Raw genomic sequence first — 11720 nt, forward strand, 5'->3', positions numbered from 1 at the left:
CGATACAAGCGGCTGGGCTGCCCCCGCTCTCGCGTCCGCCGATTCAGGGGGCCGTGGCGGCTGGGGTCTCGGCCACAAAAGCGATGCGGCTCAAACCCGCGCTCTGGCACCAGCCGATCAGCTCGGCCACCTGGCCGTAGGGCACGCTTTGGTCAGCGCGCAACTGCACTTCCAATTCGGGGTTGGCCTTGCCCAGCTCAAGCAAGCGTTGTTGCAACTGCTGTTTGTTCAGCTTGAGCTCGCCCAGAAACAGGCCACCATCGGGCTGCAGGCCAATGGCGATGAATTTGGGTGCGTCCGAGGGGCGGGCGGCCTCGCTCTTGGGCAGGTCCAGATGCAGGGACGAGGTCATTAGCGGCGCGGCGATCATGAAGATCACCAAGAGCACCAACATGACGTCGATCAGCGGCGTCATATTGATCTCGCCCATGGGCTTGGGGCGTTCGCTGCGTTCGAGGCGACCGAAAGCCATGGTCTCAGGCTTCTTTGGGGTCCAGCATCTCGCGCAGATCGTGGGCAAAGCCTTCCAGCTCGGCCTCACAAGCACCCAAGCGCTTGCCGAAGACGTTATAGGCCAGCACGGCGGGAATGGCCACGGCCAAACCTGCAGCCGTCATGATCAAGGCCTCGCCCACCGGGCCCGCGATCTTCTCGATCGTGATGCTGCCGCCGGCACTCAGATTGACCAGGGCGTGATAGATGCCCCAGACGGTGCCGAACAGGCCCACAAAGGGGGCGATGCTGCCGATGGAGGCCAGCAAGACCTGACCCTGTTGCAGGTATTGCAGGACCTGATGCAAGGCGTCACGCAGGCGGCGGGTCAGGCGCGACTCTTGTCGGCCCGAGGCTTCCAAGGTGTTGGCCGTGGTGCTGGCCGTGGCCGCATCCAGCAGGGGCAGCAAGACCTGCTCCTGGTCGAAGTTTTGCAGGGCAGCGCGGCCCTCGTCCAGATTGGCGGCGGCCCAGAAGGCGGGCAGGGCACGTTGGATGCTGCGGCGGGCGCGGTGCAGCACCCAGCCCTTCCAAAGAATCACCACCCAGGCGCTCACAGACATCAGCAGTAGCAGGCACGCGACGCCGCGTGTGACCACGTCGCCAAGCGCCCATAGCTCTGCGAAGCCTGTCATCGGCTGAGGCCCAGCACGTCGTTCATATCGTAGAGACCTGGCGCGTGGGTGGCCAGGAAGCGGGCGGCGCGCAAGCTGCCTTGGGCGTAGGTGACGCGGCTGCTGGACTTGTGGCTGATCTCGATGCGCTCGCCAATGCCAGCGAATAGCACCGTGTGATCGCCCACGATATCGCCACCGCGCACGGTGGCGAAGCCGATGGTGGAGGGATCGCGCTCACCGGTGACGCCTTCACGGCCATACACCGCGCATTCCTTCAGATCGCGGCCCAAGGCCTGGGCGACGACCTCACCCATCTGCAAGGCCGTGCCGCTGGGGGCGTCGACCTTGTGGCGGTGGTGGGCCTCGACGATCTCGATGTCATAGCCTTCGTTGAGCGCGCGGGCGGCTTGCGCCAGCAGGCCCAGCACGACGTTGACACCGACGCTCATATTGGGCGCCATCATGATGCCGATGTGCTGGGCAAAAGCGCCGATCTGGGCCTTTTGTGCCGCGTCAAAACCGGTGGTGCCGATGACGGCCTTCACTCCCAGCTCCTGGCAGACGGCCAAGTGGGCCAGCGTGCCCTCGGGACGGGTGAAATCGATCAAGACATCGGCGCCGGCCAGGCCTTGGCGCAGATCGGCCGTGATGGCCACGCCACTGGTCTTGCCCAGAAAAGCGGCCGGGTCGGCACCCAGGGCCGGGCTGCCGGGCTGATCCAGGGCGCCGCTGAGTTGGCAATCGGGCGCGTTCAGCACGGCCTCGATCAACATGCGGCCCATGCGGCCGGAGCTGCCGGCGATGGCGATCTTCAAAGCGGCGGTACTCAAGGCTTGCTCTCCAGCGGCGGGTAGCTGCGTTGCACGCCCATGGCCTCCGCGGCCGGCACTTCACGCTTGGGAGGAATCGGCAAGGCCTTGCGCTCAGCCTCGCTCAGCTCTAGCTTGGGCAGATCGCCGCGCTTGGAGCGGGTGTTGATGGAGGCAACAAAGTCGTTTTCTGTCGGCAGATCGTCCGGCACTTCCAGCGACTTCAGGCGCTCGCCCTCGAACCAGGCCACGACCTGGCGTTTTTGCGGCTCGGCGCCTTGGCGGCGGATGGTGAAGACATAGTCCCAACGATCCTCGTGGAAGATGTCGGTCAGCAGGGGCGAGCCCAGAAGGTCGCGCACCTGGGCGCGCGGCATGCCGGGTTTGACTCGGGCCACCAGCTCCTTGGTCAGCACATTGCCCTGCACCACTTCCAGGCGATAGGGGGTGACGATGCCCAGCACCTTGTCACCGCTGACCGACGGCATATAGGAACAAGCGGTCATGGCGCCCGCCAGTGCGAGCAGACTCAACAGACGAGTCGGAGTAGATGAGCAAAGGTTCGGACGCATTGGGGGCTTGTGTGGGCCTGGACGCCAAAAAGCGCCAAGCTGGCTATGATCGGGCCATTCTAGCGGCAGGCCCAGTGTGGCTTGCGCCGACCCGAATGGACACATGAACCGCACCGAAGAGATCAAAAACAGCGGCCTCAAGGCCACGCTGCCCCGCATCAAGATTCTGGAGATTTTCCAGAAGACGGCACAGCGTCATATGACGGCCGAAGACGTGTACAAGGCCTTGCTGACCGAGGACGCCGATATCGGCCTGGCCACGGTCTACCGCGTGCTGACGCAGTTCGAGCAGGCCGGCTTGCTTTCACGCAATCACTTCGAATCCGGCAAATCGGTGTTCGAGCTCAACGAAGGTCATCACCACGACCATCTGGTCTGCTTGACTTGCGGTCGGGTGGAGGAGTTCTTCGATCCCGAGATCGAGGAGCGCCAACACGTCATCGCCCTGCAACGCGGCTTTGAGCTGCAAGAGCATTCCCTGGCCTTGTACGCAAGCTGCGTCAAGAAGGACTGCGAGCACCGCGGCAAGTAAGAACGACGAACGCCCGGCCCCGGGAGGGTGGCGGGCGTAGCTGATCAGCGCTGATCAGTTGTCGTCATGTTGACCGGACTCGATGGCGCGCTGATGGCGCTCCACAAATTCGCGGTAGGTGTCGATGCCGCGCAGCTGTAGCACGGTGTTGCGCACGGCGGCCTCCACCAGCACGGCCAGGTTGCGGCCGGCATCCACCGCGATGATGACCTTGCGCACCGGCATGCCCAGCACTTCCTCGTACAGGGGCTCATAGGGCAGGCGCTCAAAGTCCCGCTCCATGGTTTCCTTGCGCACCAGGTGCACGATGAGCTTGAGGCGCATCTTGCGGCGCACCGCGGTCTCGCCAAAGATGGCCTTGATGTCCAGCAGGCCGATGCCGCGCACTTCCAGCAGATTGAGCAGCAGCTCGGGGCAGCGACCTTCGATGGAAGTTTGCGAGATGCGGAACAGATCGACCGCGTCATCGGCCACCAGGCCATGGCCGCGTGAGATCAGTTCCAGGCCGAGCTCGCTCTTGCCCAGGCCGGACTCACCGGTCAGCAGCACGCCCAGACCCAGGATGTCCATGAAGACGCCGTGGCGGGTGCTGCGGTTGGCAAAGAGATGGGCCAGATGGGCGCGCACCACGTCGATGACGTGGCCGGCCGACTCGGAGGTGACGAAGAGTGGGATCTCCGCCCGGTCGCACATGGCCACCAAACGATCCGGCGGCGTTTGCGCGTCGGCCACGATGATGACCGGCGGCTCCAGCGTGACGATGCGGGCGATGCGGCTGTCCAGCACCTCGCCGGCGGCCTGGCTTAGATAAGCCACCTCGCGGCGCCCGACGATCTGCACCCGGTAGGGGTGGATGTAGTTGAGATAGCCCACCAAGTCCGCGGCCGACTGGGCGTCGCGCACGGCGGCCTCGTCAAAGCGGCGTTCGGGGTGGGCATGCCCGGCGATCCATTCCCATCGCATGGCCTCCCGGTGTTCTTCAAAAAGCCGGTCGGCGCTGATGGAGGTGGGTTTCACGGGCGGGGTGATTCCTGGCTGGAAGGGTTGCTGTGAAGGGCCCGCTTCAGGCGACGGATTTGAGCGGTTCCCAGTCGGCGATCAAGCGATGCAATTCACTCGCTTCGGGCTCGGTCTTGAGGCGTTCGCGCAACTCGCGGTCCGACAGCATCTCGGCGATCTCGGAGAGGATCTCCAGATGGCGCTGAGTCGCGGCTTCCGGCACCAGCAAGAAAATCAGCAAGCTGACCGGTTCATCGTCGGGGGCATCAAAGCCAATCGGCTGCTGCACCCGCAGCACGGCGGCCAGGGGATTCTTCAAGCCCTTGATACGGCCATGCGGGATGGCGACGCCGTGACCCAGACCGGTGGAGCCCAGGCGCTCGCGCGCAAACAGGTTGTCGGCCACCAGCGCTCGGGAAATCGCGTGATTGTTTTCGAACAGCAAACCGGCTTGCTCGAAAACTCGCTTCTTACTGGACGCGTCCACATTCACCAGCACATTGCTGGCGGGGAGGATGGCTGCGAGACGATTCATGGTGTCAAAGCGCTGCGTACGGCGGGGAGGCCTTGCTCAAAGCGCTTGTTCGGTGTTTAAGGGGGCGATTATAGAAACGCCAGCCTGGACTGCCGACGCCCTACGTCGCTGCGAAAGCACAAATACGCAAATGGTGCAGCGCAGCAAGGTCAGTATTGCACAGGCGGCCAAGAGCATCAAACAGGCAAGAAAAAGGCGACCCGATCGGTCGCCTCGTTTGTGCGACAGGCGGATCGCCTGTCGTCACGCGGGTCTCAGCTCACATCGCCGGCGTTTCCAGGCGTTTGGCTGAGGCGTGGTGATGGTCTTGCAGGCGATCCTTGTGGCGGCAGACTTGCCGGTCCAGCTTGTCCATCAGCGAATCAATGGCGGCATACAGATCTTCGGCGGACTGTTCCACGAAGATGTCTCGTCCTTTGACATGCAGGGTCACTTCAGCCTTTTGGCGCCGCTCCTTTTCCTTTTGCTTTTCAACCGTGAGTAGAACGTTCACGTCAACAACTTGATCAAAATGGCGTGTCACTCGATCCAACTTTGTAAGCACATACTCACGCAGAGAGGGCGTAACTTCCAAATGGTGGCCACTGATTGTCAGGTTCATAAAGCCTCCTTTCACAAGGGAGATCTGGAGAAATGAAAAACGAGATTCAAAGAGCGAAGTGAAGCGATTGCTGGGGTTCTAACCTTGGACTGAGAGTGGATCGGTGAAACCAGTTTGCTCTTCTTACAAGCGTGTGACAAGCCCCTTGAAGTCAGCCTTGGGCGATAGGTGATGAGCTTTGTTCGAGCTGTGAATTAAGGCGCGGAATTCGAGCGCCAGCGCTTTTCTTGGCAGCCCTCTCGCGGAGGTGATAATCCGCTCCGTCCCAGCAACGGAGAAATTCTTGGATAGCGATCACCCTCGGTGACCGTCCGCTCCCGCGTCAATGGCGCCGCGCACGAATCCTGACGATTCGCCGCCGTGCCGGTCCGGAGTGAGACGGTTGCCCCAAACAAACCCCACTCCCTGACGGCGCCCCTAGCGCTGGAGATTTTTTGCATGCTGAATGTATTCACGCTGGATAACGGCCGCTTGAAGGGCGGCTTGTTCCAGGAAGAAATTGAAACCGCCGAAGACCTGGCCCAGTCGCGCCCCGTGTGGGTGGATCTGGAGGATCCCAGTGCGCAGGAAAAGGGTTGGATCCGCGACCGCTTTGGTCTGGTGATCCCGGAAGACATCGTCGACGAAGACCTGGAAGAGTCGGCGCGTTTCTACGAAGAAGACAACGGCGAGCTGCATATTCGCTCGGACTTCTTGATTGATGACGACGAAGCGCCTCGCAATGTGCGGGTCGCCTTCATCCTCTACAACAACATCCTGTTCAGCATCCACAAGGAAGACCTGCCGGTCTTCCGCCTGCTGCGCCTGCGCGCGCGCCGCATCCCGGCCTTGATCGAAGACGCCAAGGACGTTCTGCTCAAGCTCTACGACGCCGATGCCGAGTATTCGGCCGATGTGCTGGAAGGCATTTACGACAAGCTGGAGAAGGTCAGCGCGCGGGTCTTGAAGAAGGACGTGAACGACACCGAAGCCGGTGAGGTGCTGTCGGCCATCGCGCGCGAGGAAGACTTGAACGGTCGCATCCGTCGTAACGTCATGGACACGCGGCGCGCGCTCAGCTTCATGATGCGCAGCCGCATGCTCAACGCCGAGCAGTTCGAGGAGTCGCGCCAGATTCTGCGCGATATCGACTCGCTGGACTCGCACACGGCCTTTTTGTTCGACAAGGTCAACTTCTTGATGGACGCCACCGTGGGTTTCATCAATATCAACCAGAACAAGATCATCAAGATCTTCTCGGTGGCCAGCGTCGCCTTGCTGCCGCCCACCTTGATCGCCAGCATCTACGGCATGAACTTCAAGTACATGCCCGAGCTGGAGCAGACCTGGGGCTACCCCTTCGCCCTGGGCTTGATGCTGGCCTCGGTGGCTGCGCCCTTCATTTACTTCCGCCGCAAGGGCTGGCTGCGTTGAGGTCGCGCGCTCAGGGGCAATGCCCCTTGGCGATCCACAGATAGGCTTCCAGGCGCGGGCTGCTGGCCAGCACGGGCAGGCCCACCCGCTCTGGAATCAGCACTTGCTTGGACTGCTTGGGCACGACGATCCAGGTGCGGGGTGCCGCACAGCGCAGGGTTTGCCAAGCTTGCGGTGCCAGCAGAATCTGGCGGCCTTTGATGCCGTCAAACTTGGCGGCTTCGACGATTTCCTTGCGCCAGCTGTCGTATTGCTGCGGGGCAAAGGGCTCGTCGAGAATCACCGGCACGGCCGGCCCGCGCTTGAGCAGCAGGGGCACGTCGAAGGTGAACTGATCTTCGAAGACGAGCGCATCGCCCGGCTGCCACTGGGCTTGGATGCCATCCACCAGGCGTGCATTGCTCTTGGTGTCCACCCAGACGATGCCGATCAACATGCCCACCGTCAGCACCACACCGCCCAGGGCCAGGCCCGTCGGCAGGCGGCGTTGCCAGCCGCTGCTTTGCGCGTGCCAGCGCGCCAGCTGAGGTGCCAGCAGCAAGGCCAGGGCCGGGCCGACCGGCAGGATATAGCCCAGCAGCTTGGACGAGGGCAGGCTGAAGAAGACGGTAATCGCCAGCAACCACACCAGGCCCAGCTGGCCCAAGGGCGTCGTGCGCGTCAGGCGCTGCGCCATCGTCCACAAAATGGCGGGCGACCAGGGCAAGGTCATGATGAGCAAGACGCCGGGGTAGAACCAGGCCGGCATCACATTGTTAAAGCCTTCGGCCGCGAAGCGCTTGAAGTGATGCACGACGAAGAAGTAGTGCATAAAACCGGGGTAGCGCAGCTCCATGGCCACAAACCAGGGCAGGCTGATGGCCAAGAAGATGGCCCAGCCGCGCAGCCACACCAGCTGGAACACCGCCCGCCAGCCCTGCGACCAGAACAGCCAGAGGGACAGCACCAGAATCGGCAGCACCACGCCAATCAAGCCCTTGGCCAACACGCCCAGGGCCATGGCCACAAAGCCCAGGGTGCGCAGGCCGGTGCTGGGGCGCAGGGCGTGGCTGGCCAGGGCGCAGATGGCGATGCTGATGCAGCTGGCCACCAGCATGTCCAGATTGGCGAACTGCGAACCCAGATGCCAGAAAGGCTGGGCCACCATAAAGATCAGCACCCAGGCACAGACGGCGGGGGCCTCGGCCTTGTCCATATGCCGGCGAATCAGCTGGCACAGCACAAAGATGGCGCTGAGCGCCGCAAACCAGGAAACCAGACGGGCGCCGACGGCGGTTTCGCCCGTGAGGCCGAAGCTCAGTCCGGCCAACCAATAGAACAGCGGCGGCTTGTGGAAGTAAGGCAGGCCATTGAGCTGGGGCAGCAGCCAATCGCCGCTATGCCACATCATGGCGGCCACGCCGACATAGCGGCCTTCGTCGGGGAGCGCCACCGGGCGCCAGGGCATTGAGATCAACAGTACCAGCGCGGCCAGCGCCAAACCCCACCATTTATGCTGCAAAACCCTCATGCGTCCCCGTCAGAAGTGAGTGCGCATCCTAAGGCCTTTGCTGCGAGCAAGGCTGGCATCAAGCTGTCACCTGCAGGCGTTTTTTGATCCAACGCAGCAGGCCGCCCAGCACCGGCAGCTTTTCGTAGAGCTCTTCGGCGGCGTCCCAGTAGTCGCGGTGATAGTCCACCCGGCCGTCCGGCGCAAAGCGCAGATGGCTGCTGCCATGGATGCATTGCGGGCTGTTTTTGCCCTTGAGTCGAAAGTGAACGTCCCAGCTCAGAAAGCCTTGATCGCCCTGGGCAAAGGCCTCGCGGACCTCGAACCGGGGTGCTTCCAGGGCCTCAAACATATGCGCGAAGATCGCCCGGATGGCGAGCAAGCCCCTCACCTCGTTGAAGGGGTCCTTGAAAAAAGCCTGCTCGGTGTAGAGCTGGCCCAGCCGGGCCAGGTCGCTGGGCTGCAAAGATTCGTAGAACTGGCGCAGTGCCAGCAGGCGCGGGTCGTCCGCAGCGGTGGGATTCATAGGCCTGTGAAGCGTCGGATCAGGGGGAAGTACAGGCCGTCACTCAGATGGCGCAAGGCCTTGAGTACACGGGTGAAGCGTTTGGGGAAATGGATCTCGAACTGCCCCTGTGCCCAGCCCTCCAGCGTGGCCTGGGCGGCTTGCTCGGGGCTGATCAGGGCGGGCATCTTGAAATCATTCTGCGCCGTCATCGGCGTGGCCACAAAGCCGGGGTGGATGACCGAGACGCCCAGGCCCAGGCCCGAGAGCTCCAGATACAAGGCCTCGGCCAGATGCGTCAGCGCCGCCTTGCACGGCCCATAGGCCAGCGAACGCGGCAGACCCCGGTAGCCCGCCACGCTGGAGATCAGGCTCAGATGCCCGCCCTGACCCTGGGCGGCCTGCTTGCGCAGCTGCGGTAGCAGGGCGGCCAAGAGCTTGAGAGCGCCGCCGTAATTGATGTCCAGATGGCGTTGCGCCTCAAGCAGGGAAAAGTCTTGCCCCGTCATGGGCTTGAAGTAACCGGCACAGTAGACGCATAAATCGATCTGGCCCTGGCGCTGGCCTATGGCCTCGCAAGCCTGGGCCAGCGCCTGCTCGTCCAGTACGTCCAAAGCGATGGCCTGCGCGCCGGGGTGGGCGTCGGTGAAGGCTTGCAGCAGTTCCTGCTGACGGGCACTGACGATCACCTTTGCGCCGGCTTGATGCAGTGCCACGGCCAGGGCCCGGCCGATGCCGCTGGAGGCGCCGATCAGCCAGACGGTCTTGCCCCGCCAGTCGCGCAGCTTGGGATTGAGGCTCATAGCTTTTGGAAGGACAGGGTGACCTCGCCCAGGTTGAAGCCGAACTTGCTCATGCGCGCCTTGTTGAGCAGGGTGCGCTCGTCGACCAGATACATCCAGTCATCGAAGTCCACCTCGTAGACCTTGCCGTCCACCGGCAGCTTGAGGGTGTAGCTCCAGCGCAAGGCATTGCCGGCCGCCTGGCCTTGGGCCTCGCCCAACACATCGGCGGCCGTGCCGCTGTAGCGGCCCGCGCCTAGATGCTGCAGGGTCCAGACGCGGCGCTCTTTTTTGCCGTCGCTGTACTCAAAGTCTTCCTCCAGCACGCCGCGCTCACCCTCCCAGCGGCCCAGCAGGTGCACGATGAAGCGGCGCTGCACCCGGCCGGCGCGGTCGGTGAAGATGCCGTGGGCCAGCAGGCGTCCATCGAAGTATTTGCGCAGGTCCAGCCTTGGCGTTTCGCTGGCGTAGTCGGCCGGGGTGGGGGCGCTGGCGCAGCCGCCCAAGAGCAGGGCGCCGCCGGCCAGCAGCAGGCTGCGGCGCGGAAGAGAAGTCGTGTGGGATGGCATGTTTAGAGCTCCTGCCCCGCGGGGCGACGGATGAAAAAGGTGTAGAGCAGGCCGGCGGCCCCCAGCTTCAAGAGGCAGGGCAGCAGGCAATAAACCAGGCCCAGGGCTTGCAAGCCCTGGGGCTCGCGGCGGCCCGGCGTGTAGCCCAGCAGCTCCAGCAAGGGCAGGGCCAGGCCGGCGGCCAGGGCCAGATTGAGCTTGGAGGCCGCGTTCCACCAACCGAAGAAGGAGCCCTCGGCCCGACCGCTCAAGCCCGCACGCTGGATCACCCGGGTCAGCATGGCGCTGGGGATGGCCAGATCGGCGCCCAGGGCGATGCCGGTGGCGATGCAGACGGCCACAAAGCCCGCCCGCTCACCCGCGCCCAAGCTGGCCGCGCCCACAAAACCCAGCACGGCCAACAGCATGCCCAGGGCCCAGCTGCGCGCCTGGCCCCAGCGTGCCACGGCTCGCAGCCACAGCGGCAGGGACAGAGCAGCGGCAATGAAGTAAGCCGCTAGATACAAGCCCTCGTCCTGCGGGGTTTGCAGGCGGTCGCGCACAAAAAAGAGCAAGAGCGTGGCGGGCACCGCTGCCGCCACCCCGTTGAGCAAGAAGACCGACAACAAGCGCCGAAAGCCCGGCGTGCGCCAGGCCAGCCCAGCCTCGGTCGGCGCGCTGAGCGCATGAAGTTGGGCGGCGGCCCGGGGTGCGCGGCTGAGCAAAAGCAGGCCCAGAGCCAAGGCCAAGCCGAGCGCGATGGCCGTGGCGCTCAGGCCCAGCCAAGCGGGCAGCAGGCTGGCGCTGATCACGCCCAGCAGGGTCAGGCCTTCGCGCCAGGCCACCAGCCGGGTTTGCTGCAAGGCGTCTCCGCCAAGCCGCGCGCCCCAGGCCTGGTGCATGACGGCGAGCAAGCTGTAGGCGAAGTAGCACAGCAGCAAAAAGACGCCGCACCAGGTCAGCAAGCCGACGGGCGTCAGGGCAGCGGGGTGAAAGAGTGCGGAGAAGCTCAGGCCCAGCACCAGGGCGCCCGCAGCCATCAGCGGCAGCACCGCTGCGGGGCTGTGACACAGCAGGCGGTCGCAGAGCCGGCCTATCCAGGGGTCAACCAGGGCGTCGCTGAGCCGGGCCGCCAGCAGCAAGCCGCCCAACCAGGCCAGGGGTAGGCCGAAGTTCTGCGCGTAAAAGGCCGGCAGCGTGACGTAGAGCGGCAGGGCCACAAAGGCCAGTGCAAAGCCCAGGCTGCCGTAGTTCAAACCTGCGAGCGGGTTCGCCTTGCCAAACTCACGGCTTGGCATCGCCGCCACCTGCTTCCAGCAGCCGGCGCCGCAAGTCCGGCTCCGAGGTCTGCGGCGCCAGCCAGATGCCGACGAAGAGCCGTGCGAACTCGGGGTCGGCGATGCGGCGGCACAGCTTGTCGTTGACAAAGAACTGCATGCCTTGGCCGGGCAGAAATTGCCCGCTCAGGCGCTGGCCGGCCGTGACGTCGGGGAAGGCCGCCTCCATCTCGGCCAACCATTGCTTGGCTTTGGCTTCCGGGATCTCGGCTTGACGGCGCATCTCCACCAGGGACCGCTTGGCGATCTCGCGGCCGGAGAGGCTGCGTGCGTACAGCAGCTCCAGGCGCAGCGGCAAGTTCGCCCAGTTTTGTGTATTGACGGCCTGGCGGCTCCAGAGCCGGATGTCGTAGATCAGCAGTCCGAAAAAGCGCATCTGCGCCTGGGCCTGCAGCTTCTCGGGCGACTCCTCTTCGGCGCGCAGCGGGCTCAAGCCCAGCCCCAGGCCCAGCAGCAGGAAGAGACGACGTTGGGCCAGCGGCATGGCTT

The 11720-nt window shown here is 64.0% G+C and carries 15 protein-coding genes; 2 read left to right on the forward strand and 13 right to left on the reverse strand.

The annotated features are described in order from the left end of the window. Window positions 1-43: 43 nt before the first annotated feature. The 4 genes from DBR47_RS21660 to DBR47_RS21675 are packed head-to-tail and all read right to left on the reverse strand — an operon-like array spanning window position 44 to window position 2424. Complete coding sequence (locus DBR47_RS21660; protein ID WP_124454025.1) at window positions 44-472, reverse strand: biopolymer transporter ExbD; 429 nt, start codon at window positions 470-472, stop codon at window positions 44-46. A 4-nt stretch (window positions 473-476) separates the two neighbouring features. Next, window positions 477-1127: a MotA/TolQ/ExbB proton channel family protein gene (locus DBR47_RS21665; RefSeq protein ID WP_124454027.1), complete on the reverse strand. Its 651-nt coding sequence runs from the start codon at window positions 1125-1127 to the stop codon at window positions 477-479. After that, window positions 1124-1939 carry a 4-hydroxy-tetrahydrodipicolinate reductase gene (gene dapB, locus DBR47_RS21670; protein ID WP_255420802.1) on the reverse strand — a complete coding sequence of 272 codons (816 nt, stop codon included), beginning with the start codon at window positions 1937-1939 and terminating at the stop codon, window positions 1124-1126. The genes DBR47_RS21665 and dapB overlap by 4 nt, the downstream gene beginning before the upstream one ends. After that, window positions 1936-2424 (reverse strand): outer membrane protein assembly factor BamE, encoded by a 489-nt coding sequence (locus DBR47_RS21675; RefSeq protein WP_231512443.1) that lies wholly within the window; start codon window positions 2422-2424, stop codon window positions 1936-1938. The genes dapB and DBR47_RS21675 overlap by 4 nt, the downstream gene beginning before the upstream one ends. Before the next feature lie 169 nt (window positions 2425-2593). Between DBR47_RS21675 and fur the strand changes: the two genes are divergently transcribed. Beyond that, window positions 2594-3022 carry a ferric iron uptake transcriptional regulator gene (gene fur / locus DBR47_RS21680; RefSeq protein ID WP_124454031.1) on the forward strand — a complete coding sequence of 143 codons (429 nt, stop codon included), beginning with the start codon at window positions 2594-2596 and terminating at the stop codon, window positions 3020-3022. A 54-nt stretch (window positions 3023-3076) separates the two neighbouring features. On the opposite strand, the gene hprK is transcribed toward fur, so the two are convergent. The 3 genes from hprK to hpf all read right to left on the reverse strand — a co-directional run bounded on the left by hprK (window position 3077) and on the right by hpf (window position 5157). Then, a complete protein-coding gene (gene hprK / locus DBR47_RS21685; protein WP_124454033.1) occupies window positions 3077-4039 on the reverse strand; it encodes an HPr(Ser) kinase/phosphatase in 963 nt (320 codons plus the stop codon). 46 nt (window positions 4040-4085) lie between these two features. Continuing rightward, window positions 4086-4556 carry a PTS IIA-like nitrogen regulatory protein PtsN gene (ptsN, locus tag DBR47_RS21690; protein ID WP_124454035.1) on the reverse strand — a complete coding sequence of 157 codons (471 nt, stop codon included), beginning with the start codon at window positions 4554-4556 and terminating at the stop codon, window positions 4086-4088. A gap of 259 nt (window positions 4557-4815) precedes the next feature. After that, window positions 4816-5157 (reverse strand): ribosome hibernation-promoting factor, HPF/YfiA family, encoded by a 342-nt coding sequence (gene hpf, locus DBR47_RS21695; protein ID WP_124454037.1) that lies wholly within the window; start codon window positions 5155-5157, stop codon window positions 4816-4818. Between the two features lie 438 nt (window positions 5158-5595). Here hpf and corA point away from each other — a divergent pair, with 438 nt between their 5' ends. Continuing rightward, a complete protein-coding gene (gene corA, locus DBR47_RS21700) occupies window positions 5596-6570 on the forward strand; it encodes a magnesium/cobalt transporter CorA (RefSeq protein WP_124454039.1) in 975 nt (324 codons plus the stop codon). A 10-nt stretch (window positions 6571-6580) separates the two neighbouring features. On the opposite strand, the gene DBR47_RS21705 is transcribed toward corA, so the two are convergent. From DBR47_RS21705 to DBR47_RS21730, 6 genes are read right to left on the reverse strand one after another with little or no spacing between them, the layout of a single operon-like run. Further along, entirely contained in the window at window positions 6581-8080 is a 1500-nt protein-coding gene (locus DBR47_RS21705) for a glycosyltransferase family 39 protein (RefSeq protein WP_124454041.1), read from the reverse strand. Between the two features lie 58 nt (window positions 8081-8138). Further along, on the reverse strand, window positions 8139-8585 hold the full coding sequence (locus tag DBR47_RS21710; RefSeq protein ID WP_124454043.1) for a nuclear transport factor 2 family protein: 447 nt from the start codon (window positions 8583-8585) through the stop codon (window positions 8139-8141). Continuing rightward, window positions 8582-9367, reverse strand: coding sequence for an SDR family oxidoreductase (locus tag DBR47_RS21715; protein WP_124454045.1), 786 nt, complete (start codon window positions 9365-9367; stop codon window positions 8582-8584). The genes DBR47_RS21710 and DBR47_RS21715 overlap by 4 nt, the downstream gene beginning before the upstream one ends. Next, window positions 9364-9915, reverse strand: coding sequence for a DUF3833 domain-containing protein (locus DBR47_RS21720; protein ID WP_124454047.1), 552 nt, complete (start codon window positions 9913-9915; stop codon window positions 9364-9366). The genes DBR47_RS21715 and DBR47_RS21720 overlap by 4 nt, the downstream gene beginning before the upstream one ends. 2 nt (window positions 9916-9917) lie before the next feature. Then, entirely contained in the window at window positions 9918-11192 is a 1275-nt protein-coding gene (locus tag DBR47_RS21725) for an MFS transporter (protein ID WP_124454049.1), read from the reverse strand. Further along, entirely contained in the window at window positions 11179-11715 is a 537-nt protein-coding gene (locus tag DBR47_RS21730; RefSeq protein WP_124454051.1) for a chalcone isomerase family protein, read from the reverse strand. Before DBR47_RS21730 ends, DBR47_RS21725 begins: the two co-directional genes overlap by 14 nt. Window positions 11716-11720 lie beyond the last annotated feature (5 nt).

The sequence above is a fragment of the Paucibacter sp. KBW04 genome, from assembly GCF_003852425.1.
Classification (GTDB): Bacteria; Pseudomonadota; Gammaproteobacteria; order Burkholderiales; family Burkholderiaceae_C; genus Paucibacter_A.